The 25,026-nt window shown below is 64.4% G+C and carries 23 protein-coding genes; 11 read left to right on the top strand and 12 right to left on the bottom strand.

Annotated elements, in window-relative coordinates; all coding sequences use genetic code 11:
• Positions 1 to 54: 54 nt before the first annotated feature.
• A complete protein-coding gene (locus tag BMI91_RS11495; RefSeq protein ID WP_078604988.1) occupies positions 55 to 1,653 on the bottom strand; it encodes a phosphoenolpyruvate carboxykinase in 1,599 nt (532 codons plus the stop codon).
• A 347-nt stretch (positions 1,654 to 2,000) separates the two neighbouring features.
• Here BMI91_RS11495 and BMI91_RS11490 point away from each other — a divergent pair, with 347 nt between their 5' ends.
• The 7 genes from BMI91_RS11490 to BMI91_RS11460 are packed head-to-tail and all read left to right on the top strand — an operon-like array spanning position 2,001 to position 7,377.
• Positions 2,001 to 2,702 (top strand): response regulator transcription factor, encoded by a 702-nt coding sequence (locus BMI91_RS11490; protein WP_078521444.1) that lies wholly within the window; start codon positions 2,001 to 2,003, stop codon positions 2,700 to 2,702.
• 10 nt (positions 2,703 to 2,712) lie between these two features.
• Positions 2,713 to 4,461: a sensor histidine kinase gene (locus BMI91_RS11485; RefSeq protein ID WP_078604987.1), complete on the top strand. Its 1,749-nt coding sequence runs from the start codon at positions 2,713 to 2,715 to the stop codon at positions 4,459 to 4,461.
• On the top strand, positions 4,462 to 4,899 hold the full coding sequence (locus tag BMI91_RS11480; RefSeq protein WP_078604986.1) for an HPr kinase/phosphorylase: 438 nt from the start codon (positions 4,462 to 4,464) through the stop codon (positions 4,897 to 4,899). It abuts the gene before it with no gap.
• Positions 4,890 to 5,819 (top strand): RNase adapter RapZ, encoded by a 930-nt coding sequence (gene rapZ, locus BMI91_RS11475; RefSeq protein WP_078521438.1) that lies wholly within the window; start codon positions 4,890 to 4,892, stop codon positions 5,817 to 5,819. Before BMI91_RS11480 ends, rapZ begins: the two co-directional genes overlap by 10 nt.
• Entirely contained in the window at positions 5,816 to 6,223 is a 408-nt protein-coding gene (locus BMI91_RS11470; RefSeq protein WP_075776867.1) for a PTS sugar transporter subunit IIA, read from the top strand. The genes rapZ and BMI91_RS11470 overlap by 4 nt, the downstream gene beginning before the upstream one ends.
• The gene (locus BMI91_RS11465) at positions 6,214 to 6,486 is read left to right on the top strand and encodes an HPr family phosphocarrier protein (protein WP_075776868.1); all 273 of its coding nucleotides are present in this window, start codon (positions 6,214 to 6,216) and stop codon (positions 6,484 to 6,486) included. Before BMI91_RS11470 ends, BMI91_RS11465 begins: the two co-directional genes overlap by 10 nt.
• A gap of 30 nt (positions 6,487 to 6,516) precedes the next feature.
• Entirely contained in the window at positions 6,517 to 7,377 is an 861-nt protein-coding gene (locus BMI91_RS11460) for a lysophospholipid acyltransferase family protein (RefSeq protein ID WP_078604985.1), read from the top strand.
• Between the two features lie 272 nt (positions 7,378 to 7,649).
• Here the strand turns inward: BMI91_RS11460 and BMI91_RS11455 are convergent, their stop codons facing one another.
• Positions 7,650 to 8,525 carry a 3-hydroxybutyryl-CoA dehydrogenase gene (locus tag BMI91_RS11455; protein ID WP_078542563.1) on the bottom strand — a complete coding sequence of 292 codons (876 nt, stop codon included), beginning with the start codon at positions 8,523 to 8,525 and terminating at the stop codon, positions 7,650 to 7,652.
• Positions 8,526 to 8,680: 155 nt separating this feature from the next.
• Between BMI91_RS11455 and BMI91_RS11450 the strand changes: the two genes are divergently transcribed.
• Positions 8,681 to 9,502 (top strand): DUF6473 family protein, encoded by an 822-nt coding sequence (locus BMI91_RS11450; RefSeq protein ID WP_078604984.1) that lies wholly within the window; start codon positions 8,681 to 8,683, stop codon positions 9,500 to 9,502.
• 75 nt (positions 9,503 to 9,577) lie between these two features.
• Here BMI91_RS11450 and BMI91_RS11445 read toward each other — a convergent pair whose 3' ends face one another.
• The 8 genes from BMI91_RS11445 to BMI91_RS11410 form a co-directional block, all read right to left on the bottom strand.
• A complete protein-coding gene (locus BMI91_RS11445) occupies positions 9,578 to 10,504 on the bottom strand; it encodes an electron transfer flavoprotein subunit alpha/FixB family protein (RefSeq protein WP_078604983.1) in 927 nt (308 codons plus the stop codon).
• Positions 10,504 to 11,262 carry an electron transfer flavoprotein subunit beta/FixA family protein gene (locus tag BMI91_RS11440; RefSeq protein WP_078600834.1) on the bottom strand — a complete coding sequence of 253 codons (759 nt, stop codon included), beginning with the start codon at positions 11,260 to 11,262 and terminating at the stop codon, positions 10,504 to 10,506. The genes BMI91_RS11445 and BMI91_RS11440 overlap by 1 nt, the downstream gene beginning before the upstream one ends.
• 244 nt (positions 11,263 to 11,506) lie before the next feature.
• Positions 11,507 to 11,626, bottom strand: a complete 120-nt coding sequence (gene cydX / locus BMI91_RS11435) for a cytochrome bd-I oxidase subunit CydX (protein WP_078521427.1) — start codon at positions 11,624 to 11,626, stop codon at positions 11,507 to 11,509.
• Positions 11,627 to 11,638: 12 nt separating this feature from the next.
• Complete coding sequence (gene cydB / locus BMI91_RS11430) at positions 11,639 to 12,802, bottom strand: cytochrome d ubiquinol oxidase subunit II (RefSeq protein WP_078604982.1); 1,164 nt, start codon at positions 12,800 to 12,802, stop codon at positions 11,639 to 11,641.
• 6 nt (positions 12,803 to 12,808) lie between these two features.
• A complete protein-coding gene (locus BMI91_RS11425) occupies positions 12,809 to 14,419 on the bottom strand; it encodes a cytochrome ubiquinol oxidase subunit I (RefSeq protein WP_078549389.1) in 1,611 nt (536 codons plus the stop codon).
• Positions 14,420 to 14,625: 206 nt separating this feature from the next.
• Complete coding sequence (locus tag BMI91_RS11420) at positions 14,626 to 16,287, bottom strand: amino acid ABC transporter ATP-binding/permease protein (RefSeq protein ID WP_078604981.1); 1,662 nt, start codon at positions 16,285 to 16,287, stop codon at positions 14,626 to 14,628.
• Positions 16,284 to 17,972: a thiol reductant ABC exporter subunit CydD gene (gene cydD / locus BMI91_RS11415; RefSeq protein ID WP_078604980.1), complete on the bottom strand. Its 1,689-nt coding sequence runs from the start codon at positions 17,970 to 17,972 to the stop codon at positions 16,284 to 16,286. The genes BMI91_RS11420 and cydD overlap by 4 nt, the downstream gene beginning before the upstream one ends.
• A gap of 182 nt (positions 17,973 to 18,154) precedes the next feature.
• Positions 18,155 to 18,424 carry a YMGG-like glycine zipper-containing protein gene (locus tag BMI91_RS11410; protein WP_075776878.1) on the bottom strand — a complete coding sequence of 90 codons (270 nt, stop codon included), beginning with the start codon at positions 18,422 to 18,424 and terminating at the stop codon, positions 18,155 to 18,157.
• A gap of 187 nt (positions 18,425 to 18,611) precedes the next feature.
• Between BMI91_RS11410 and BMI91_RS11405 the strand changes: the two genes are divergently transcribed.
• Positions 18,612 to 20,246: an ArnT family glycosyltransferase gene (locus BMI91_RS11405; protein ID WP_158522140.1), complete on the top strand. Its 1,635-nt coding sequence runs from the start codon at positions 18,612 to 18,614 to the stop codon at positions 20,244 to 20,246.
• Positions 20,247 to 20,316: 70 nt separating this feature from the next.
• Here BMI91_RS11405 and BMI91_RS11400 read toward each other — a convergent pair whose 3' ends face one another.
• Complete coding sequence (locus BMI91_RS11400) at positions 20,317 to 21,477, bottom strand: Do family serine endopeptidase (RefSeq protein WP_078604978.1); 1,161 nt, start codon at positions 21,475 to 21,477, stop codon at positions 20,317 to 20,319.
• 165 nt (positions 21,478 to 21,642) lie between these two features.
• On the opposite strand from BMI91_RS11400, the gene BMI91_RS11395 reads away from it, so the two are divergent.
• Positions 21,643 to 22,314 carry a winged helix-turn-helix domain-containing protein gene (locus tag BMI91_RS11395; protein WP_078521669.1) on the top strand — a complete coding sequence of 224 codons (672 nt, stop codon included), beginning with the start codon at positions 21,643 to 21,645 and terminating at the stop codon, positions 22,312 to 22,314.
• On the top strand, positions 22,314 to 23,693 hold the full coding sequence (locus BMI91_RS11390; protein WP_078604977.1) for a sensor histidine kinase: 1,380 nt from the start codon (positions 22,314 to 22,316) through the stop codon (positions 23,691 to 23,693). Before BMI91_RS11395 ends, BMI91_RS11390 begins: the two co-directional genes overlap by 1 nt.
• Here BMI91_RS11390 and BMI91_RS11385 read toward each other — a convergent pair.
• Positions 23,681 to 24,895, bottom strand: a complete 1,215-nt coding sequence (locus tag BMI91_RS11385) for an ROK family transcriptional regulator (protein WP_341853197.1) — start codon at positions 24,893 to 24,895, stop codon at positions 23,681 to 23,683. The genes BMI91_RS11390 and BMI91_RS11385 overlap by 13 nt on opposite strands.
• Between the last annotated feature and the right edge of the window lie 131 nt (positions 24,896 to 25,026).

The following is a 25,026-nucleotide window of genomic DNA, read 5'->3' as shown; positions in this document are numbered from 1 at the left end:
CCGACGTGATCGCCGGCCCTTCCAATATTCGTGATTATCGATCAGTCAGGCTGATCAGCCGATCGCCGCGGCTTTCACGTCGTCGTCGATATAGGGCACGTATTGCGCGAAGTTGTCCGAGAACATCTCCACCAGCTTCTGCGCCTGCGCATCGTAGGCCGCCGCGTCGTCCCAAGTGCGGCGCGGGTCCAGAAGCACGTCCGAGACGTTCGGGACCGAGACCGGAACCTCGAAGCCGAAATTGGGATCCTTGCGGAACTGCACGTCATGCAGCGAGCCGTCGAGCGCGGCTTTCAGCAGCGCACGGGTCGCGCGGATCGGCATCCGCGAGCCGGTGCCGAAAGCGCCGCCGGTCCAGCCGGTGTTGACCAGCCAGCACGACGCGCCAGTGTCGCGGATCTTCTCCTGCAGCAGCTTGCCATAGACCTCGGGGCGACGCGGCATGAAGGGCGCGCCGAAGCAGGTCGAGAAGGTCGGGAGCGGTTCGACCACGCCGACCTCGGTGCCCGGGGTCTTCGAGGTGAAGCCCGACAGGAAGTGATACATCGCCTGCGCCGGGGTGAGCCGCGCGATGGGCGGCAGGACACCGAAGGCATCGCAGGTCAGCATGATCACGTTCTTGGGCTGGCCCGCCATTGCGGTATCCGAGGCGTTCGGAATGTAATGCAGCGGATAGGCGCAGCGCATGTTGTCGGTGATCGAGTTGTCGTTGAAGTCCAGCTCCAGCGTCTCCTCGTCGAACACCATGTTCTCGACCACGGTGCCGAACATCGAGCAGGTGTTGTAGATCTCCGGCTCGGCTTCTTTCGACAGGTTGATCGTCTTGGCGTAGCAGCCGCCTTCGAAGTTGAAGATGCCGTTATGCGACCAGCCATGCTCGTCATCGCCCACCAGGATGCGCGAGGGATCGGCCGAGAGCGTCGTCTTGCCCGTGCCCGAGAGGCCGAAGAAGACCGCCGCGTCATCGGGATCGTCGATCGCGTGGTTGGCCGAGCAGTGCATCGCCATGATGCCTTCGCCGGGCAGGATGTAGTTGAGAAGGGTGAAGACGCCCTTCTTGTTCTCACCCGCATAGGCGGTGTTGCCGATCAGGATCGTCTTCTTCTCGAAGTTCAGCGCGATCACGGTTTCCGAGCGGCAGCCGTGCTTCTCGGGATCGGCCTTGAAGCTCGGGCAGTTGATGATCGTCCATTCCGGGTTGAACGCGTCGAGCTCCTCACGCTCGGGGCGGCGCAGCATGGTGCGCAGGAACAGCCCGTGCCAGGCCATCTCCGCCACGAGGCGCACGTCGAGCCGATGCTCGGGGTCGGCGCCGCCGAAGAGGTCCTCGACGAAGTAATCCTTGCCCTTCATGTGCTCCAGCATGTCGGCATAAAGGCGGTCGAAGGCTTCGGGCTCCATCGGGGAATTGTTCTCCCACCAGATGCTGTCTTCGACCGAGGCGGTGCGCACGACGAACTTGTCTTTGGGCGACCGGCCCGTGTGTTTCCCGGTGGTGCAGTAGAAGGCGCCACCCTTGCCGAGCGTACCTTCGTCGCGCTTGATCGCTTCTTGGATCAGCGCCGGTTCCAGCAGGTTATAATAGACATTCCCGAGACCTTCGATGCCTTGATCTTCCAGCCGTTTCGCGGGGTTAACGCGTCCAATGTCCATCTGATGCTCCCGATGCCGTCGCGCGGCGTTCACAGGGTTATTCCCGGCGCGTCGGGGCCTCGAAGCGCCGATCCGAGCAACAATGTTACCCGGATGGATCGCCTATAGCATGACAATTTTGCGAAGGAACAGAATGGATAGGGGGAGTTAGCGCAACCATTTCTAGGTTTAGCGCAATCACGGCGAAATGTCGCGGAAAGGTGAGGCAAATTAGTCAAAGGTTCGGAAATTCTGGCTCTGATGATTCGCGAAACCTTGGTGATTCGCAGCTTTTTGTTGATTTGAAGGCAACGAACGCGGAATATGCGTGTAATAACTATAAAGTAGCAGTGAAGGGATATTCCGACATGTCGAGAATCGCGCTGGTCGACGACGACCGCAATATTCTGACCTCTGTCTCGATGACGCTCGAGGCGGAAGGTTACGATGTCGAAACGTATAACGATGGACAGGCTGCATTCGACGCGTTCACCAAGCGTCTCCCGGACATGGCGGTTCTGGATATAAAGATGCCGCGAATGGACGGCATGGAGCTGCTGCAGCGGCTTCGCCAGAAGACCGCGATGCCGGTGATCTTCCTGACCTCCAAAGACGACGAAATCGACGAGGTTCTGGGCCTGCGCATGGGCGCGGACGACTACGTCAAGAAGCCGTTCTCGCAGCGTCTTCTGGTCGAACGCATCCGCGCGCTGCTGCGCCGGCAGGAAGCGATCTCGACCGGCGAGGTCGCCTCTACCGAAGACACCAAGGTCATGGTGCGCGGCTCGCTCGAAATGGACCCGCTGCGCCACGCGGTGACCTGGAAGAGCAAGGACGTCACGCTGACCGTGACCGAATTCCTGCTGCTTCAGGCGCTCGCTCAGCGGCCCGGTTTCGTGAAATCGCGCGATCAGCTGATGGACGTGGCTTACGACGATCAGGTCTATGTCGACGACCGCACGATCGATAGCCACATCAAGCGCCTGCGCAAGAAGATGCGCAGCGTCGATGATGATTTCACGGCGATCGAGACACTCTACGGCATCGGATACCGGTATAACGAAGAGTGATGCTACGTCGATGAGTATTGCCGGGAAGATCGGATTGGCTCGAAAGCGCTCCTCAAACTTCGCCCGTCGCGCGCCGGAAACGGAAGTCGTGCTCGGCGAGGATTGGATCGGTCCGGCCGATATCGTCGACGACGATCTGCGCAAGGGTCGGGCGCGGCGGTCGATGTTCTCGCTCAACCGCTCGCCACTGGCGCGCAAGATCATCACCTTCAACCTGTTGGCGATGATCGTGCTGGTGACCGGCGTGCTCTACCTCAACCCGTTTCGTGACAGCCTCGTGCTGCAGCGCGAAGGCGGGCTGGTGAACGAGGCGCAACTGGCCGCCGACGTGTTCGAGGCGCAGCTTCCGGCGGGCGCTCCGGTCAATCTGGCCGCCGGTGACGGGCTCGACCCGCTCGCGACGATCCGCGGGATGGAGCTGCCCGAAGGCGCCGATCTCTACCTGTTCGATCCCAGTGCGGCGCTGCTCGGCACGACGACCACGGGCGACCGCGCGCCGGTCGAAGAGGTCGACGGGCTCAATTTCGACAAGCGCTCCACCGTGCTCAGCGATTTTCTCGGCCAGATCTGGGACTCGGTCGCGGGCCTGTTCGAGCGCGGTGGCGGCACCGCCGCCGATAGCGCGCTCGACATGGTGCGCGATCTGGTGCCCTCGGCGCTGGATGGCCGCACCAAGATCGCCTCGCAGAAGAACGCCGCCGGCGAGACCATCTTCGCCGTCGCCACCCCGATCCGGCAGGGCGATCGCGTCGTGGGTGTCGTGGGGCTGATCTCCGTTGCGGGGCAGATCGACGCGCTGGTCCGCGTCGAGCGCGAGCAGGTGCTGCAGATGTTCGTGATCGCGATCATCGTCTCGATCGGGCTGTCGCTGGTGCTGGCCTCGACCATCGCCAACCCGCTTTCCGATCTTGCCGCCGCTGCCGAAATCGGGCGCGACAAGAACGCGCGCAAGATGGCGCCCGCCCGGGTGCGCATCCCCGACCTGACCGCGCGACCTGACGAGATCGGGCGTCTGTCGGGCGCGATGCGCGGCATGGTCGGCGCGCTTTACGAACGCATCGACGCGAACGAACAGTTCGCCGCCGACGTCGCCCACGAGATCAAGAACCCGCTGGCCAGCCTGCGCTCTGCCGTGGCCTCGCTGCATATGGTCAAGAAGGAGGAGCAGCGCACCCGCCTTCTGGAAGTCATCGATCACGACGTGCGCAGACTGGATCGTCTTGTGAGTGACATTTCCAATGCATCGCGGCTCGATTCCGAGCTGGTGAAAGAAGAGGAAGAGCAGTTCGACCTGATCAAGATGGTGTCGAATCTCAGCGAATTCCTCGGGCAGCAGGCGCGCGAGAAGGGCGTCGATTTCATCACCGACCTGCCGTCGCAATCGGTGGTCATCTCGGGTCTGGAAGCGCGTCTGGCGCAGGTCTTCGTCAACCTGATCACCAATGCGACCTCGTTCTGCGAAGAGGGCGACGCGGTGCGGGTCTGGGCGCGCCAGCGCGACAATCGCGTGCTGGTCGTGGTCGAGGATACCGGGCCGGGCATTCCCGAAGAGGCGCTGACCAAGGTCTTCAAGCGGTTCTATTCGGAACGCCCCGAGGGGCAGTTCGGCGATCACTCGGGTCTCGGGCTCGCGATTTCCAAGCAGATCGTCGAAGCCCATGGCGGCGTGATCTGGGCCGAGAATATCCGCCCCACCGATGCCGACCGGACCTCCGATCCTCTGGGCGCGCGTTTCGTCGTGGGCCTGCCGGTCAGCTGAATGACCGGGTCTGACGACCTTTCGACCAATCTCCATGCCAGTGCCGTCGCGCTCGACCCCGAGCGCGGCGTTCTCATTCGTGGCGCCTCAGGCAGTGGCAAGTCGCTTCTCGCGTTGCGGTTGATGGCGCTGGGGGCGTCACTCGTCGCCGATGACCGGGTCGATCTGCGCGCCGAAAATGGGGCGCTGATCGCAAGCGCACCGGAGGCGATCGCGGGCCGGATCGAGGCGCGCGGCGTGGGTATCCTGCGCGCCGATCACATGTCGCAGGCCCGCATCACTTTGCTGGTCGATCTCGATCGGGAAGAGGACGAACGCCTGCCAACCTGTCGAAAAGACAGGGTGTTGGGGGTCAATCTGCCCCTTGTGCTGCGCGTGCAGCATGGTCATCTTGATGTGGCAATCTTGCAATGGCTGAAAGGGGGCCGATGGGCGTGACCCGATCAGATCCGGTATGGGCACAGGCTGGCCAGCGCGTCGTGCTGGTGACCGGCCCGTCAGGTGCGGGCCGCACCACCGCAATCGGCGCTTTGGAGGATCTGGGCTACGAGCCGATCGTCAACCTGCCGCTGAGTCTTGTGCCGCGCCTTCTCAAGGGCCATCTGACCGGTCCGGTCGCGCTTGGCGTCGATGTGCGCGGTCGCGATTTCTCGGCCGCGGCGCTGATCGAACTGGTCGATATGCTGACCAAGCGCCCGGACCTGCATCTCGACCTGCTCTATCTCGATGCGCGCCCCGAAGTGCTCGAACGGCGCTATTCCGAGACCCGTCGCCGCCATCCGCTGTCGCCCGAGGAAGACCCCGGCGCGGGCATCGCGCAGGAGATGGACCTGCTCTCGCCGATCCGCATGCGCGCCGATGTCCTGATCGACAGCTCCGAGATGAGCCCGCATGATCTGCGCGCCGAGGTCGGGCGCTTCTTTGACACGGGCCGCACCGAGGCGCTCTCGGTCACGGTGAATTCCTTCAGCTACAAACGCGGGGTGCAGCGCGGGCTCGATCTGATGTTCGATTGCCGCTTCCTCGCCAATCCCCATTGGGAGCCGGAGCTGCGCGCGCTTGACGGGCGCGACGCGGCGGTCGCCGATTATGTCGCCGCCGATCCCCGCTTTGCGGAGTTCCACCAGCGCGTGCTCGATCTACTGTTGTTCCTGCTTCCCGCCTATGTCGCGGAGGGCAAGGCTTACCTCTCGGTCGGCTTCGGGTGTACCGGGGGGCAACACCGCTCGGTTGCAATGACCGAGAGCATCGCCAAAGCGCTTGCGGAAGCAGGGTGGCGCGTGTCTAAACGTCATAGGGAATTGGAGCGTCTCGGCCATGCCGAGAACGAAGAAACGAAGGTGAGGTCGGGCGCGTGATCGGTATCGTGATCGTGGCACATGGTGGTCTGGCGCGCGAATATCTCGCCGCTATAGAGCATGTCGTGGGCCCGCAGCGCGGCATTCGTGCCATCACGATCGAGGACGATCACGACCGCGCGGGCAAGCAGGCGGAGATTCGCGCCGCCGCCGATGCGGTCGATGACGGCACCGGTGTCGTGGTTGTGACCGACATGTTCGGCGGCTCTCCGTCCAACCTGTCGCTGATGGCCTGCGAGGCGCGGGACCGCGAAATCATCTACGGTGCGAACCTTCCGCTGCTGATCAAGCTGGCGAAATCCCGCAGCCTCGCGGTCCATGCCGCGGTCGAGGCCGCGCTCGATGCGGGACGAAAATATATCAATAGTTACAATGCCCAAGCGGGAGTGGTGAAATGTCCGTGACCCGCGAGCTGGAGATCGTGAACGAGAAGGGCCTGCATGCCCGCGCCTCCGCCCGTTTCGTCGAGGTTGTCGAGGATCATGACGCCCGCGCCACGGTGGCGAAGGATGGCCAGTCGGTCTCGGGCGACTCGATCATGGGGCTTTTGATGTTGGCAGCTTCGCGTGGAACCACTATTGAAGTGACGACAAGCGGGGCCGAGGCAGAGAAGCTCGCCGATGCGCTTCAGGCATTGGTGGCCGACAAATTCGGCGAAGGTATGTGACGCTCCGCACCCAGCGAGGGGGTTCGCCCAATGAACCAAGAGAGCGAGATCGCAATCGAAGCCGCGCAAGCCGTATCGAAGCCGTATGATAAGCGTCGCCTGTCCTATGCGGGGACGTTTTCCAACCCGTTCAAGGTTGGTACGATCCGCACTTTGGAATGGCTGACCGCGAAAGCGCAGCTTCTGCATCTGATCCGCAAGTTCGAGAAGCGCGGCGCGCCGGTCGGGGCCGAGTTCTGGCCGCAGGCGCTCGATGTGATGGGGATCGATGTCACCACGCCGCCCGAACAGATCGCCCATATCCCGAAAGAGGGCCCGCTGGTGGTCGTGGCCAACCACCCGCACGGGCTGGTGGACGGGATGGTGCTGGCCTATCTGATCGGGCAGGTGCGCGATGATTTCCTGATCCTCACCCGCTCGTTGCTGACCGGCATTCCCGAGGTCGAGCAATACATGCTGCCTGTGCCCTTCCCGCATGAGCCCAATGCCCGCGAGGACAGCCTCAAGATGCGCGCCGCCTGCATGGCGCAGCTCAAGCGCGGCGGCGTGGTGGTTCTGTTCCCGGCGGGGCAGGTGGCGCATTCCGAGACGCTGATGGGCCCGGTGATCGAGCAGGAATGGAACCCCTTCACCGCGAAAATGCTCGCCCGGTCGAACGCCTCGGTGCTGCCGATCCACTTCCCGGGGCAGAATTCGCGCGCCTATCAGATCGCCAACAGACTTAGCGCGACGGTGCGGCAGGGGCTGCTGCTCTATGAGATCAAACGCGCGCTGAACAAGCCGCAGAACCCCGCGATCGGCCCGGCGAAGAGCGCAGACGAGATCGCCGAGGCGCTGCAGAACCCGCGGAAATTCCTCGCGGACCTGCGGGCGGAGACGCTGGCGCTGTAAGGCGACTGATGGAGGGGGCGCTGCCCCCGCGGCTCCGCCGCCCCCCGGGATATTTTGAAAGAGCGAAGCCGCTTACTCGGTCTTAACGAGACTCGGCGCAGTCTGTCTTCGCGGGACAGGCGGGGACGCCGATGGCCGCAAGAGCGAAGACACCCGGTTCCCCCGCAATCGCGGCCCGAGCCGGGTGTCGATCCGTCTTGTATTCGCTCTTGGAAAATATCCCGGGGTGAGCGGCAAAGCCGCGAGGGGCAGCGCCCCTCTACCCCGTCGCCTCAGCGCGTCGGCACCGGCTCCTCGCCGCGATAGTCGTAGAAGCCGCGCCCGGTCTTGCGGCCGAGCCAGCCGGCTTCGACATATTTCGTCAGAAGCGGGCAGGGGCGATACTTGGTATCGGCCAGCCCGTCATGCAGCACGTTCATGATCGCGAGGCAGGTGTCGAGCCCGATGAAATCCGCCAGCTCCAGCGGCCCCATCGGATGGTTCGCGCCGAGCTTCATCGACTCGTCGATCGAGCGCACGTTCCCCACGCCTTCATAGAGCGTATAGACCGCCTCATTGATCATCGGCATCAGGATGCGGTTCACGATGAAGGCCGGGAAGTCTTCGGCCGAAGCCGCGGTCTTGCCGAGCTTTTCCACCACCTCATGCAGTGCCTTGTAGGTTTCCTGATCGGTCGCGATGCCGCGGATCAGCTCGACCAGTTGCATCACCGGCACCGGGTTCATGAAGTGGAAGCCCATGAATTTCTCGGGTCGGTCGGTGCGCGAGGCGAGCCGCGTGATCGAGATCGACGAGGTGTTCGAGGTCAGGATCGTCGTCGGCTTGAGATGCGGAAGCAGGTCTTCGAAGATCGCCTGCTTGACCGTCTCGCGCTCGGTCGCGGCCTCGATGACCAGATCGGTCGGGCCCAGATCGCTCAGTTTCGTGGTCGTGGTGATCTTTTTCAGCGCGGTGTTTTTCTCGTCTTCCGAGATCTTGCCGCGCGACACCTGTCGATCGAGGTTCTTGGTAACCGTGGAGAGCGCCTTCGTCAGCGCGTCTTCGCTGATGTCGTTCAGCAGAACGTCATATCCGGCCAGCGCGAAGACATGGGCGATCCCGTTGCCCATCTGCCCTGCACCCACGATGCCCACTTTCTCGATCGCCATAATTTTCCCTCTCACGCTTTGCGCCCTGACCATAGTTCTCCGCTCGGTCCATGCAAGCGAAACGCAGGGCTGAGATCATTTTAACATTAGCCGTTTGGCAAGATTTTGGGCGCAATCTGGCCTCGGGTGAGTCGAACTCAGACTGAGGTGGGAAAATGGCTTTCGAATATACGGGCGATGGCGCCCTCGATTACTTTCCGTGCCGATACGGGAAATCCAAACTGCTGTTCCGCGGGCCGCGCCGTGCGCTGCAAGGCGATTTCATCGCCGCGATGGGCGGGACGGAGACCTATGGCAAATTCGTGGAGCATCCCTGGCCCGCGCTGCTCGAGGCGCGGCTGGAGATGCCGGTGGTGAATTTCGGCTATCTGAATGCCGGGATCGACGTGTTCCTGCACGAGCCGCAACTGGCCGCCGCATCGGAGGCCGCGAAGGTCACGGTGATCCAGTTGCTCGGCGCTCAGAATATGTCGAACCGCTTCTATGCGGTGCATCCGCGGCGCAATGACCGCTTCCTGCGCGCGTCGAGCCTGATGCGCTCAATCTTCCGCGGCGTGGATTTCACCGAATTCAACTTCACGCGTCACATGCTGAGCGCATTGAAAGAACGCGAGCCCGAGAAGTTCGCACTGCTTGAGGTCGAGTTGCAGGAGGCGTGGCTGCAGCGGATGACCGCGCTTCTGGCCAAGATCAAGGGACGCAAGCTGCTGCTTTGGCTGGGCGAATTCCACGATCCGGCCCATAGCGACACGCTCGGACACGAGCCGCTGATGGTGACGGAGGCGATGGTGGAGACGTTGCGGCCGCTCGTGGCCGATATCGTTCGGGTCGAGCCGTCGGTGACGGCGCGCAGTGCGGGCACGACGGGGATGCATTTCTCCGCGCTGGAAGAGCCTGCGGCGGAAATGGTGCCGGGGCGGCTGGTGCATGAGGAGATCGCCGCGGCCCTCACGCCTGCGCTGCAGCCATTTCTCTAACAGGAAAGGGCGGGGAAATTCCCCGCCCTTTCGACTCGGTTCAACTCTCCCGGGGGGCAGTGCCCCTTCCGAGGATCAGAGCTTTTCGGTCAGCGCCGGAACAGCGTCGAAGAGGTCCGCAACCAGACCGTAATCGGCGACCTGGAAGATCGGCGCTTCTTCGTCCTTGTTGATCGCGACGATGATCTTCGAGTCCTTCATGCCGGCGAGGTGCTGGATAGCCCCGGAGATGCCGCAGGCGATGTAGAGATCGGGGGCCACGACCTTGCCGGTCTGACCGACCTGCCAGTCGTTCGGCGCGAAGCCCGAGTCGACGGCGGCGCGCGAGGCACCCACAGCAGCGCCAAGCTTGTCCGCCAGCGCTTCGATCACCTTGAAGTCCTCTTCCGAGCCGACGCCACGGCCACCCGACACGACGATCTTCGCCGAGGTCAGCTCCGGACGATCGCTCTCGGCGACCTTGTCTTCGATCCAGCTCGACAGAGCCGGCGCGTCCGACATGGCGACGGTCTCGACCGAAGCCGAACCGCCTTCACCGGCGGCGTCGAAGGTCGAGGTGCGGAAGGTGATGACCTTCTTCTCGTCCTTCGATTTCACGGTCTGGATCGCGTTACCCGCGTAGATCGGGCGCTCGAACGTGTCGGCATCGACAACGCCGGAGACATCCGAGATCACCATCACGTCGAGCAGGGCCGCCACGCGCGGCATCACGTTCTTCGCATCGGTCGTGGCAGGCGCCACGATATGCGAATAGTCGCCCGCGAGCGACACGATCAGCGCGGCGGTCGGCTCCGCCAGACGGTGGCTCAGCGAGGGATCCTCGGCCACGAGCACCTTCGCGACACCGTCGATCTTGGCGGCGGCTTCCCCCGCGGCGGCAGCAGACGCGCCCGCGCAGAGCACGGTCACATCGCCCAGCGATTTTGCGGCGGAGACGGCCTTGGCGGTCGCGTCGACCGACAGTTCGCCATCATTCACTTCACCCAGCAGCAGAACGGCCATCACACGACCCCCTTCTCTTTGAGTTTCGCAACCAGCGTGTCGACGTCCGGCACCATTTCGCCAGCCTGACGCGCTTCCGGCTCGGTGGTCTTCACCACTTCGAGGCGCGGCGAGACGTCGACGCCGTAGTCGTCGGCTGTCTTCTCTTCGAGCGGCTTCTTCTTCGCCTTCATGATGTTCGGCAGCGAGGCGTAGCGCGGCTCGTTCAGACGAAGGTCGGTGGTGACGATAGCGGGCAGTTTGACCTCGATGGTCTGCAGCCCGCCGTCGACTTCGCGGGTGACCTTCGCGGCCTCGCCCTCGACCACGACTTCCGAGGCGAAGGTCGCCTGACCCCAGCCCAGAAGCGCTGCCAGCATCTGGCCGGTCGCGTTCATGTCGTTGTCGATCGCCTGCTTGCCGAGGATCACCATGCCGGGCTGCTCTTCCTCGACGACCTTGGCGAGGATCTTGGCGACGGCCAGCGGCTCGATATCGGTCTGCACGTCATCGGCGGCGACCACGAGAATCGCACGATCCGCACCCATCGCGAGCGCGGTGCGCAGGGTTTCCTGCGCCTGCTTCACGCCGATGGAGACCGCGATGATCTCTTCGACGGCGCCCTTCTCCTTCAGACGGATCGCCTCTTCGACAGCGATTTCGTCGAACGGGTTCATCGACATTTTGACATTGGCGAGATCGACACCGCTTCCGTCCGCTTTCACGCGAGCTTTCACGTTATAGTCGATCACGCGCTTCACAGGCACGAGAACCTTCATGGCGTGTCTCCCTTGTGTAGTCCGCCAAATTGCGGCGAACGGATTCATTCGGCAATTTTGTTACAAGAGCAAAGGGCGAAGGGACAGGGGGAAAACGCCTCGTTTTGGCCCTGAAACGTCACGTCTTTTCGACTGTTTGCGCTAGCGGAGCGTGCAGATTGCCCTAGCGTCGGCGTGTATCCGCGATCCGCCCATGAAAAAGGCCGCCCGAAGGCGGCCTTTCGCGTTTGTTTGCCGGGCAAGGTCAGTCGTCCTTACACTCACCGGCGATCTTGCAGTCGTTCTGCATCTCGAGCCACATCGCGTTGGCGACGGCGACCAGAGCGGCCAGCGGAAGCCCGAGGATCCATGCGAAATACCACATCTGTCTGTCTCCTTAGTAAACGGTATGGCTGTCGCGCTCGACGTCTTCGACCGTCACCTTGCCCCACAGGACCTTATAGACCCATGCGGTATAGGCGAGGATGAGCGGCATGAAGATGAGCGCGCAGACGAGCATGATGAAGAGCGTCTGGTGCGAGGACGAAGCGTCCCAGACCGTCAGCGAGGCGTCGGGCATTTTCGAGCTCGGCAGGATGAAGGGGAACATCGTCAGGCCGACCGAGGAGATCACGCCGAAGATGCCCAGTTTCGACCAGAGCAGCGTCGAGACTTCGCGCCCGGCGCGCAGCCCCCGTACCGCCATTGCGATACCCGCGAGGCCGAGGATCGGCGCAATCGCGATCCACGGGCGGTCCGCATAGGCCTGCATCCAGCTCCCGCTATGCTCGACCGTCGAGAAGAGCGGGTTGGAGGGGCCGTTGTCCGGCACGACCGAAGTGATGTGGTAGCCCGTGATCCCGAAGGCGAGCCAGATCCCCGCGAGGATATAGGCCACGAAGGCCACCATGCCTGCAACGGAGCCGATCTCGGTCGCGCGAACCTTCACCGCGCCTTCGGTCTTCACCGAGAGCCACGCCGCGCCATGCATCATCAGCATCGACAGCGACACCACGCCTGCCAGCAGCGCGTAGGGGTTCAGAAGGCCCAGCAGCTTCATGATGAAGTTGCCCGGATAGAGCGGCATCAGCATGTCGTTGAACTCGAAGGGCACGCCTTGCAGCACGTTGCCGACGGCGACGCCGAAGATCAGTGCCGGCACCGCGCCGCCCACGAAGAGCGCCCAGTCCCAGCCGTTGCGCCAAGCCGCCGAGTCGCGCTTCGAGCGATACTTGAATCCGACGGGGCGCAGGATGAGCGCCGCGAGCACGAGGAACATCGCGAGGTAGAACCCCGAGAAGCTCACCGCGTAGAGGGGTGGCCAGGCCGCGAAGATCGCGCCCCCGCCGAGGATGAACCAGACCTGGTTGCCTTCCCAGACCGGGCCGACCGTGTTGATCGCCACGCGGCGCTCGCTATCGGTCTTGCCGACGAAGGGCAGGAGGGCACCCACGCCCATATCGAAGCCATCGGTGAGCGCGAAGCCGATCAGCAGGACGCCCAGCAGCAGCCACCAGATGACGCGCAGAACGTCGAGGGGGATGAGTTCATAGAGGATCATTGGTTCTTACTCCGCAGGCATGGTGACAGGGGCATTGCCGTCGCGACCGGACAGGCGGTCGTCATGGCGCTGCAGCCACTCTTGAGTGACCTCGACATCCTGATACGGGCCTTTTTTGATGTATTTGATCATAAGGCCCATCTCGATGACGAAGAGCACGGTGTAGAAGGCCACGAAGCCCAGCAGGGTGAACAGCAGGTCGCCCACCGAAAGGTGGCTGACCGACAGCGCCGTCGGCAACACGCCGTCCACCGTCCAGGGTTGGCGTCCGAACTCGGCGGTGAACCAGCCCAGTTCCGCGGCGATCCACGGGGCGGGGATGACGATCACGGCCAGACGCAGCGCCCAACGCGGATATTGCATGCCCTTCCAGTTCGAGACGACGAAGAAGTAGACCATCAGCGCGATGAAGGAGAAGCCAAGCGCCACCATCAGGCGGAAAGACCAGAAGATCGGCCAGACCGTCGGCACGGTGTCGTCCGCGGCCATCTTGATCTGCGCATCGGTCGCCTGACGGGGATCGTCCACGTAGCGTTTGAGCAGATAGGCATAGCCCAGATCGCCGACATTCTCGTTGAACTGCTTCTCGACATCGGCGGAAACGTCGCCCTTGGCTTCGCGGATTTTCAGCAGGTCGTCATAGGCGACGATACCGTTGCGAATCCGCTCTTCCGAGCCTTTCACGAGCTCGTCGATCCCGGTGATCTGCTCGGTCAGCGAGCGGGTGCCGATCAGGCCCATCACCCACGGGATGTGGATCGCGTATTTGGTCTCGCGATCTTGCTGATCGGGAATGCCGAAGAGGGTGAAGGAGGCGGGCGCCGGTTCGGTCTCCCACATCGCTTCCATCGCGGCGAGCTTCATTTTCTGGTTATGAGTCGTCTCGTAGCCCGACTCGTCGCCGAGGATGACGACCGACAGGGCCGAGGCGAGACCGAAGGCGGCCGCAACCGCGATCGAGCGGCGGGCGAGCTCGAAATGACGACCCTTGAGCATGTACCAGCTCGACACGCCCATCACGAAGACAGCCGCCGTGACGTAGCCAGCCGACACCGTGTGCACGAACTTGGCCTGCGCGACGGGGTTGAACACGACGTCGAAGAAGGAGGTCATCTCCATCCGCATCGTCAGCGGGTTGAAGTGGGCGCCGACCGGGTTTTGCATCCAGCCATTGGCGATGAGGATCCAGAGCGCCGAGAAGTTCGACCCGATGGCGACGAGCCAGGTGACGACCATGTGCTTGACCGGCGAGAGCTTCTCCCAGCCGAAGAACATCAACCCGACGAAGGTCGCTTCCATGAAGAAGGCCATCAGGCCCTCGATGGCGAGCGGCGCGCCGAAGATGTCGCCCACATAGTGCGAATAGTAGCTCCAGTTCATGCCGAACTGGAATTCCATCGTGAGGCCCGTGGCCACGCCCAGCACGAAATTGATGCCGAACAGCGTGGCCCAGAACTTGGTCATTTGCCGCCAGATGGGGCGGTTGGTCATCACATAGACCGTCTCCATGATCGCCACGATGATCGACAGACCAAGCGTCAGCGGCACGAAGAGGAAGTGATACATGGCGGTCATGGCAAATTGCAGCCGTGACAGCTCAACGATCCCGAAATCCATTCTCGTTCTCCGTTTCCCTACTTGCACCCGACCTCGCCAAAAGCCGAGTTTCTCGGAAATATTATTCCTGGATGCAGCTTATGGGCGGGCGGTCTGCGCCTGACATTGAGCCAAATCAAATTGACGATGTGTCGCACGGAGGTGTGAAGAGCCGTGAACGACAATATGTCACATGAAATTAAGGGCTTATTGTCGCAGGTCGTGCGTCATTTCAGCGCGATGGTGCCCGTGGCGGCGCTCTGGTCGGGCTGTCTATGAGAGACCAGAAGGAAGCCCGCGTCGGGCAAAAGCGCGCGCAATCCGGAGAGAGTCGCGGCGGCCGTTGGGGCGTCGAGCCCCTCGGTCGGCTCGTCCAGCAGCAGGATGTCAGGCTGGCGCAGCGCCGCACGGGCCAGCGCCAGACGTTTCGTCTGACCGCCCGAAAGACCGGTGCCGCCTTCGCCAAGCCGTGCCTCGAGGCCACCGCGCGCGGCGATCACCTCATCGAGCGCGACGGCGCGCAGCGCGGCCCAAGCCGCGTCTTCATCGAGCTGCGCCGCGGGCGGCAGCGCGAGCGCGAGGTTCTCGGCGATGGTGCCACCGATCAACTGGCTGCGCTGCGGGACCATTGTGAGCACATCGCGCAGGTCGCCCTCCGGCCAGTCGGCCAGCGCACGCCCCATCACCGTGATCTCGCCACCGGACGGCTTGAGAAGGCCGGACAATACGGCGAGCGCGGTGGATTTCCCTGCGCCCGAAGGCCCGGCAAGCATCACGGTCTCGCCGCGCGCGAGGCTGAAGGTCAGATCGGAAAAGAGCGGCGCGGCGCTCTTGGCACGGGTGAAGGCCACGTTGCGCGACTCGATCAGCGGGGCGTCGGTATCGGTGTGGGCGTGGCCGTCGGGCTGGGCGCGCGCAGGCGTATCGGTCAGGTCCATGACCCGCGCGCCCGCCTCCTGCATCCGCCCGATCTCGGCCATGCCGCGACGGAGCAGCATCAGCGACTCGGCCAGCGCCAGCGCGACGAAAAGGCCCATCGCGGCGCGGGCGGGTGTGATCTGCCCGGCTAGCGCCATCTGCCCCGCTATGGCCAGGGCGGCGGCTCCGGCAAGCGCGGTCGTGGCCGAGATCACGGCCCCCACGCGCCGGTCGAGCGCCTCGAGATTGCGCCGCGCCAGCGCCTCGGCCTCAACCTCGGCCAAGGTCTGCGCGGTGGCGGCTTCCAACTGTCCGGCCACTGCCAGATCAGCCCGCGCACGCATCGTTTCCAGTGCGCGGCGGCGGATGTTTTGCAGCGCGGTCTCGGCCGCGCGGGCATCGTGGCGGGCGGCACGGGCCACCCAGATCAGCCCGAGCCCGCCGCCCAGCAGGTAGATCAGGAAGACCGCCAGCCCGATCGGCAGCCCTTCGAGCCACCACAGCATCAGAAGCGCCGCGATCTGCACCATGCCGCCTGCGAGGAAGGGGATGACCAGCCGCAGCAGCACGCCGTCCAGCGCATCCACATCCGAAGTGATCCGGTTCAGCGCCTGCGCGCCACGCAGCCGTGCCTGCTCTTCATGCGGGCGGCGCGAGACGCCATCCATCAGGTCGATGCGCAGCTTTGCCAGCGCGCGCAGCGTGGCGTCATGGGTCAGCAACCGTTCGCCATAGCGCGACACAGCGCGACCGAGCGCGAGACCGCGCACGCCTGCCGAGGGGGTGAAGAAATTGAAGTTGAGGCCCAGCCCCGTGATCCCGGCCAAGGCCGAGGCGGTGATGAACCAACCCGACAGGCCGAGCAGTGCCGCCCCCATCGCGAGCACGAGGAAGGACAGCGCGAGCCCTCGGCTGAAGGCCCATTTCTGATCGGCGATCAGGCGGGCGGTGAGGGTCAGAAGCGTTTTCATGCTGCGCCCTCCAGGTCGATCTGGCGGTCCATCGCGGCAACGAGGGCGGGGTCGTGGCTCGCGACGATCAAGGTGGTGCCGTGGGCGCGCAGCGCCAGCAGCGCCGCGATCACCTTGGCGCCCGTCTCGGCATCGAGATCGGCGGTTGGTTCGTCGGCCAGCACGATCGGGCGGCCCGCGTAATGGGCCCGCGCGATCAGCAGACGTCGCGCCTCGCCGCCCGAGACGCCGCCGCCCATATCGCCCAGCCGGGCGTCGAGCCCGCCGGGAAGGCCCGCGACGACCTCGGTGGCCTGCGCGGCGTCCAGCGCCGCATCGAGATCGCCGGGACGGTTCAGCGTGATCAGCTCGCGCAGGCTCGCATCGGCGAATCGCGGGCTTTGCGGAATCCAGCCGAAGGCCGCGCGCCAGTCATCGGCGTTTTGCTCGGTCAGCGCGGTGTCGCCCAGCGTGATCTCCCCGGCCTCGGGGTGGATCAGCCCGACCAGCGCGGTCAGAAGCGTCGTCTTGCCTGCGCCCGACGGCCCGGTGATCGCCACCGCCTCGCCCGGCGCGATGTCGCCATCGGGCAGGGGGATCGGATCAGCGGCCTCGCCGGGGCGAATTTGCAGACCATGCCAACGCAGCGCGCCAAGCTGCGGTGCCGTGCCTTCGCCGCCGGTGCCCATCAGCGTGTTGGCCTTTGCGATTTCGGTCTCGGTCGTCTCCAGCTCGGAGGCCACGGCGAGCGCGGCGGCCCGGTCATGCCACGCCGCTGCAAGATCGCGCAGCGGCTGGAAGAATTCGGGCGCGATCATCAGCAGGAAAATCCCCTCGGCCGGGGTCATCTTGCTACCCCAAGTCCCGAAGTTCATCCATCCGATCAGCGAGAAGCCGACATAAACCGCGACCAGCGCCACGCCGATCGCGGCGAACAGTTCCAGAAGCGTCGAGGACAGGAAGGCCACCCGCAGAACCGCCATCGTGCGGACGCGCAGGTCTTCGGATTTGGTCTCCAGATCGGCACGCGAGCGGGCCTCCGCGCCCAGCAGCCGCAGATCGGTGATCGCGGCGATCCGGTCGATCAGCAGGCGGTTCAGAGAGCCGATCTCGACCATCTGCTTTTCCGAGGCCTCCTGCGCGGCCATGCCAACAAGCGCCATGAAGAGCGGGATCAGCGGCCCCGCAATCAGCAAAATGCCCGCGACCGCCCAGCTTTGCGTGGCGGCGAGCAGGATGAAGGCGAGGGGGATGATCCGGGCGCGCAGGAAGGCGGGCTGGTAGCGCGTGGCCCAAGGACCGAGTGCGCCGAGCTTCTCTGCGGACAGCGAGGCCAGTTCCGCAGGCGACAGCGCGGCGGCCCCGCTGGCCTGACGCAGCGCCTTTCGGATCAGTGTCTCGCGGCTCTCGCGCAGCACGACCTCGGCGGCATCGGCGGAAAGCTTCTGCGAAACCCAGTCGAGCGCGATCCGCACGAGCGCCAGCGCCACGAAACCCGCGGCCCCGGCAAGCGGCGAGAGCGCGGTGCTTACTCCGGGCGCGACCAGATCGCCCAGCACCAGCCCGATCAGAGCGGCCTGTGCGGGCCAGATCAGCGCCGAGGCTACGCCGAGCCACCCGGCGAGCTTCAACTTCCCCGCCACCGGCTGAGCGATACGGGCAAGAACGGCTTTCGGCTTCGGCGCTTCGGTCGTGGCGTCTGTCATAGGGATTTTGGGGTCTTTTCCTCTGTCGCGCTTGGCTGTGGAGATAGCCGGGCAGAGGGTCTGCGGCAATGGCGTGCGACAATCCGCGCTTGTCACGTCTGCGGGACATCCCGCCATGCGCGCAAGAAAAAACCGTTCGGATGAGGGTCCGAACGGTTTTCGAGGTTACCTGTGGCGGGGCCTTAGCAGGGCGCGATGTACTCGCGGCCATAGGAGTCGCGATAGCGGCACTGACCCGGCTGGTTGGCTTTGCCGATCAGAGCGCCGGCAACGGTGCCGACTGCGCCGCCGATCGCGGCGTTCTGCACGCGGTCGCCGTCATCCGAAACAGCAGCGCCGATCGCGGCACCGGCAACACCGCCGGTCGCGGCAGCGCGGTCTTGTTGCGACATCTGGCAGCCTGCAACGGCAACGGTGGCGCTGAGCGGCAGGATGAGGAACATCTTCTTCATGGTACGTGTCTCCCTTCTGTATCTTCGGACATCCAACGTCGCCCCTCTCCGAGCAGTTCCAAGTTTTTATTAATTAGTTTTGAGCGCCTATCCTGAAGCCGTGATGGTCGTGCGCCTTGACACGCGAGGTCATTCGGGGGTCAAGCAGTATGGAACCCTTCGACACAGACGACAGAAAGACACGCCTATGAGTTCGACCGCTTGGCGCGTTCCCCTGATCGGGGCGCTTTTCCTTTTCGCGCTGAGCGCGGTGGTGTTGATGATCATGCGTCCGCTGATGGCGATCGACGAGACGCGTTATGTCACGGTCGCCTGGGAGATGTGGCAGGGCGGCTCCAAGCTGGTGCCGCATCTCAACGGCGCGATCTATTCCGACAAGCCGCCGCTTCTGTTCTGGCTCATCAATATCGTCTGGAGCGTCACGGGCCCCAGCGAATGGGCGGCGCGGCTGGTCGCGCCCGCCTTCGGGCTGCTGTCGGTCGGGCTGGTCGCGATGCTCGCGCGCAGGCTCTGGCCGGAGGAACCCGAGCGCGCCGGGCTCGCCGCGCTGATCCTCGGGACGAGCGGAGTATTCCTGCTGTTCGGCTCGACGACGATGTTCGACACGATGTTGACGGCGGCGACGCTGCTGGGGATGCTCGCGGTCTGGGCGATGCGCGACACGGAGCGCTTCGCCCCGGTGATCGGGCTTGGTATCGCGCTGGCCTTCGGCGTCTTCGCCAAGGGGCCGGTGATCCTGGTGCATGTGCTGCCGACCGCGCTTTTGATGCCGCTTTGGGCGACGGGGGCGGAGCGGCCCGCGCTCAAGCAATGGTATGCGCGGATCGGGTTCGGTTTTCTGATCGGGTTCGGCATCGTGCTGCTGTGGCTCGGCCCCGCGATCATCTTCGGCGGGGCGGAATATCGCGAGCAGATCCTGTGGAAGCAAAGCGCCGGACGGATGGTGGAAAGCTTCGCCCACGGCCGCCCCGTCTGGTTCTTCGTGGCGCTGCTGCCCTTCTTCCTCTGGCCGTGGGGCTGGAGCCGCGCGGGGCTGGCCACCTTCAAACCCTCGCGGCTTTGGGAGGATGCGGGTTCGCGGCTGGCGACGGTCTGGTTCGTCACCGCCTTTGTCGCCTTCTCGCTGATTTCGGGCAAACAGGCGCATTACCTCGTGCCGGAACTGCCTGCGCTGGCGCTGATCCTGTCGGGGCTGCTGCCCACGGCGGAGCGCCGGATGCACTGGCTGCGCCTGCTGTGGCTTCTGCCCGGCGTGGCGACGGCGATCGCTGCCGCATCGGTGCATTTCGGGGCGTTCCCGGATCTGCCCGAGGGCACCGGCTCGTGGCTCTTCGTGATCGCGGGTGTGGCGCTTCTCGTGGGTGGTGCGCTGATCGTGCTCAAGGCGCGGCAGGGCTGGTTCGCCGAAGCCTTCGTCGCGCCGCTGGTGCTGATCGCCATTCAGATCATGGTCTGGCCGATCCTTTGGAAAGTCTACGATCCGGCCCCGATCGCGAGCCTGATCGCCTCTCATTCCGAGAATGGTGTGGCGACCACCGATCGCGGCTATGCGGGACAGTTCTCGTTCGTCGCGCGGCTTGAGAAGCCTGTGACGGTGCTCGACAACAGCGCCGATCTGGGGCGCTGGATGGCGGATCATCCCGGCGGTCTGATCCTCGCAGCGAAGCCGATCGAGGGCGCCGACGGTCTCAGCCAGATCGCGGAGCGGCATTTCCGGCAGGACGACTGGCGGCTTTATCAGGTGGCGGAGACGATCGCGCCGCCGACCTCCGACGCTGCGCCCGCGCCCGCATCGACTGCCGCGCCCAACGGCGCAAACTGACCCTCCAAACTAAAAGACACGCCCGAAGCAGATGCTCCGGGCGTGCCTTCTAACCGATAGACGTCAAGTATTATGACTTGGTCTTCTCGGTGGGCCGCTCATCAAGAGTGACGGAGAGCGTGAGCGGCTTGTTCGCGCGCAGCAGCGAGAGCTGCACTTCGGTGCCCGGCGCGTCGGACCCGATCGCACGGGTCAGATCGCGGGGCTCTTTCATCGGCTTGCCATCGACGCCGACGATGATGTCGCCGCGCTTCAGGCCAGCTTTCTTCGCGGGCGTATCGGACGACACATCGGCCACGAGCACGCCTTCGGGCTTGTCGAGACCCAGCGCCGCCGCGATGTCCTCGCTGACCGGCTGGATCTGCACGCCGAGGAAGCCGCGCTTGACGGTGCCGTCGTTCTGCAGATCGGCGACGACGCCCTTGATCGTGTCGGAGGGCACCGAGAAACCGATTCCGACGGAGCCGCCGGTGGGCGACAGGATCGCGGTGTTCATGCCGATCACTTCGCCTTGGGCGTCAAAGAGCGGGCCACCCGAGTTACCTTTGTTGATGGCTGCATCGGTCTGGATGTAGTTATCGAACGGGCCCGATTTCAAGTCGCGGCCCTTGGCCGAGACGATGCCGGTCGACACGGAGGTGCCGAGGCCGAACGGGTTGCCGATCGCCACGACGGGCTCGCCGACCTGTGCGGTCTGGCTGTCGCCGAAGCCCACGGTCGGCAGGTCCTTGTCGGTATCGACCTTGACCACGGCGATATCGGTGGCCTTGTCTTCGCCAATCACTTTCGCATCTGCGGTCGAGCCGTCGGAGAAGGTGACCTTCACGCTCTCGGCACCGTCGACGACATGCGCGTTGGTGACGATATGGCCGTCTTTCTGGATGATGAAGCCGGTGCCGAGGCCGGTGATCTCAGGACGTTGCATCTGCTGGCCCTGACCGTTGGGACCCGGACCCATGTCGGGCATGCCGAAACGACGCTGGAAGAACTCGAAGGGGAAATCCTGCGGCATCCCCATCTGGGCCATTTCCTGATCGTTGGCCTGCTTCTTGATCTCGATGGTGACCACGGCGGGCATCACCTTCTTCACCAGATCGACGGTGCTGGTGAAGGTTTCGGCGGCGGCCACGTTCGGGACCAGTGCCAGACCGCTCGTCGCAACGGCGCCTGCGCCGAGCATGGCGGTGGTGGCGAGGGTGCGCAGCAGGGGGGCTTTGCGGAAGTCCTGCATGTTTCTCTCCTTGTTGACAGGTATGCACCCTATGTGAGGGCCTAGCCTGTCAGGGACTCTGCGGGAAGATTGCAGACCTGTTATCCTTTTCACCTTTAGGGGAGGGGTGCGTGACTTGTGCGGTGGCATCGGCCACATATGTCGCGAACCGAGAAAGCGAGTGCGATGAAACTGCTGTTGATCGAAGACGACGCGACCACCGCCGATTACGTTTTGCGGGGCCTGCGCGAAGAGGGCCACACGGTCGACCATCTCGCGAATGGCCGCGACGGGCTGACCCAGGCGCTGGGCGGGACCTATGACGTGATGATCATCGACCGGATGCTGCCGGAACTGGACGGTCTTTCGATTACCCGCGCGATCCGCGCCGCAAAGGTCACGACGCCGATCATCTTCCTGACCGCGATCGGTGGGGTGGATGACCGGATCGAGGGGCTCAACGCAGGCGCGGATGATTACCTCGTGAAACCCTTCGCCTTCGGCGAGCTCTCGGCGCGGCTCGCCGCATTGGCGCGCCGCCCGCAGGCGCAGTCGGAGCAGGTGATGCTGGAGGCAGGCGATCTGAAGATGGACCTGATCGCGCGCAAGGTAACGCGCGGCGGGCAGGAGATCGACCTTCTGCCTCGGGAGTTCTCGCTGTTGGAATTCCTGCTGCGCCGCAAGGGCCGGGTGCAGACCCGGACGATGTTGCTGGAGGGCGTGTGGGATCTGAATTTCGACCCGCAGACCAATGTGGTGGAGACCCATATCTCCCGGCTCCGGAACAAGGTCGACAAGCCGTTCGACCGTGACCTCATCCACACCGTGCGCGGTGCGGGCTACCGGATCGAGGGCTGATGAAGACACGTCTGAACCGCGCGGAAATCCTTGCCTCGACGCCGCTGCGGCAGGCGCTGGGGCTGATGGGGATCGTCTTCGCGATCCTTCTGGTGACGCTCGGCTTTGCCTATGTCGCGCTGCGCTCCTCGACCGAGGATTCGATCCGCGCCGATCTCAAGCAGCAGACGGCGGTGTTTCAGGTCGCGGCCAATCCCGAGACTCTCTCGGTGATCGTCTCGGCGGAGGCGCGGGCCTCGGACCCGTCCGAGCGGGCGATCGCCTTCGTGATGTCGGATGGGCGGCAGGTCGGCAATGTGCGGGTCACGCATCAGGGCGACCGCTGGGTCATCTCGCGGCATCCCGAATATGCGCCGCTCTCGAAACATGGCTATTTCACGCTGACGATGCCGCTTGCGGGCGGCTTGCTGGTGATCGGCGAGAGCCGCGCGCCGATTGCGGAACTGACCTCGACCTTCCTCGCGATCCTCGTTTTCTCCTTTGTGCCGTCGCTGCTGGTCTCTGCGGCCTATGGCGCTTGGGTCGGGATGCGGGCGCGCAAGCGGGTGAGCGCGATCGAAGAGACGCTTGACGATCTGACCGAAGGGCGGCTGGAGGCGCGCGTGCCGCGCGACGAGGTGAAGGCTCGGAAGGGCGACGACCTCGCGCGGATCGGGGCGCGGCTGAACGTGATGGCCGAGACGCAGGAGGCGACGGTCGCGGCGCTGCGTCAGGTTTCCGCCGATATCGCCCATGACCTGAAGACGCCGATGCAGCGGATTTCTGTGCTGCTGTCGGAGCTGCAAGAGGCTTTGCCCGAGGACACGCCGCCCCGGACGCTGGCCGAGCAAGCGGGCACCGAGGCCGAACGCGCGGTGGCAGTGTTCCATTCTCTCCTGCGGATCGCGCAGATCGAGGGCGGCAGTCCGAAGGCGCGGTTCGCGCGGGTCGATCTGGGCGCGCTCGCGGCCGATATCACCGAGCTTTACGAGGCCAGTGCGGAAGAGGCGGGCGGGGCACTGACCCTGCAACGGCCCGATGCGCCGCTGATGGTGCATGGCGACCGGGGGCTGCTGGGGCAGATGCTGTCGAACCTGATCGAGAACGCGATCCGCCATGGCGGGCCCGCGCCGCAGATCGCGGTGCGCCTGTCTCGCGAGCGCGGCGCAATCATTCTCAGCGTGGCCGATCATGGTCCCGGCATTCCTGCGGCAGAGCGCGAGAAGGTTCTGCGCAGGCTTTATCGGCTGGAACGCTCGCGCACGACGCCGGGCAACGGGCTGGGGCTTGCGCTGGTGCATGCGGTGGCGGGGCTGCACGAGGCCGAATTGCAACTGTCCGACAACAATCCCGGCCTGATCGTGTCGCTACGCTTCGTCGGGTCCGCTCAGTCGGCCTGATCGGGCAGGTCGATCTCGGTCAGGAAACGCAGGCTCAGCGGCAGGGTTGCAGCCCCCAGCGCGCGGGCATCGGGGCCCACCTGACCCTCGCGCACTATCGGAACGCCCGCGCCCGAGAGGTTGATCTTCGCCAGTTCCGCTTCGGTTGCGGCGACGAGCCGCGCGCGCAGATCGTCAGGCATCCAGCCGTCGATCACGATGGCGTCGAGATCGCACAGCGCAGCCGAGGACGCGGCGACAGTCGCGAGACCGCGCGCCGCTTTCGCGAGCCAGTCCTCGACGATGTCTTCGGGAAGGTCCCACACATCGCGCCGCTCCCAGAGGAAGCTCGCATTGAGACCGCGCTCGGCCATGGCCGTCTCGATGGCTGAGAGCGAGGCCACGTCGAGCAATTGGCACTGGCCGCCGTGACCGTCGGGCACAGGCATCGACGCAAGCGCGCCCGCATTGTTGTTGGGGCCGGTCACAAGCGAGCCGTTCATCACCAGCCCGCCGCCCACGAAGAAGCCGACGAACGCATAGAGGAAATCGTCCGGCAGCGTCTGATCGCCCAGCAACAGCTCTGCCGAACAGGCGGCGGAGGCGTCGTTTTCCAGCACCACGGGGAACGGGTAGATCGCCTCCAGCTCGGCGCGGATGTCGCGCTCGCGCCAATCGGCCATCGCACTTTCGTCGAGGCCGAGCGCGACGCCCCAGTCCCACATCCGGAACGGCGCGCCGATGCCGAGACCCGAGATGCGTTCGCGTTTCGAGGCGGGCAACTCCGTCACCATCCGGGCGATCGCGTCGATGGCGAAGGCGATGGTATCGGCGGCGGTGGGGTAGTCGTGGCGCGAGACGCTGCGCGAGATCGGTGTGCCCATCATGTCGATCAGGATCACTTCGCTGCGGCGACGTCCGACTTTCAGGCCCAGAAAATACGCGCCTTCTGGGTTCAGGCGCATCGGCACCGTGGGCTGACCGACCTTGCCGCGCACCGGGTCGCAGCGCAGCAGGAAGCCTTCATCTTCGAGCGCACGCATGATGACGGAGACGGTCTGCGCCGAGAGGCCCGTCATCCGCGCGATCTCTGATTTCGCCAAGGCGCCACGGCGACGAATCAGCGACATCACCAGCCGTTCGTTGCGGTTGCGCATCGAGGAATGATCCGTGCCAATTTTCACCGGGGCGGTCTTGATCATTTCCATCACGCGCTGGGGCACAGTTCATTCTCCGAGGCTGCTCGCGCTTAAGTTACGCTGAGTATTTATCGGCTTCCAGAGGGTGTTCTGTCAATTAATAAATCCACGTGATTTATCTATTGACGAGTCGCCCCGTCTTCGCACATGATTTG

It is taken from the genome of Thioclava sediminum (assembly GCF_002020355.1).
Taxonomy (GTDB): domain Bacteria; phylum Pseudomonadota; class Alphaproteobacteria; order Rhodobacterales; family Rhodobacteraceae; genus Thioclava; species Thioclava sediminum.
The sequence above is the reverse complement of the archived record's forward strand: the minus strand, read 5'-3'. Positions and strand labels throughout refer to the sequence as shown.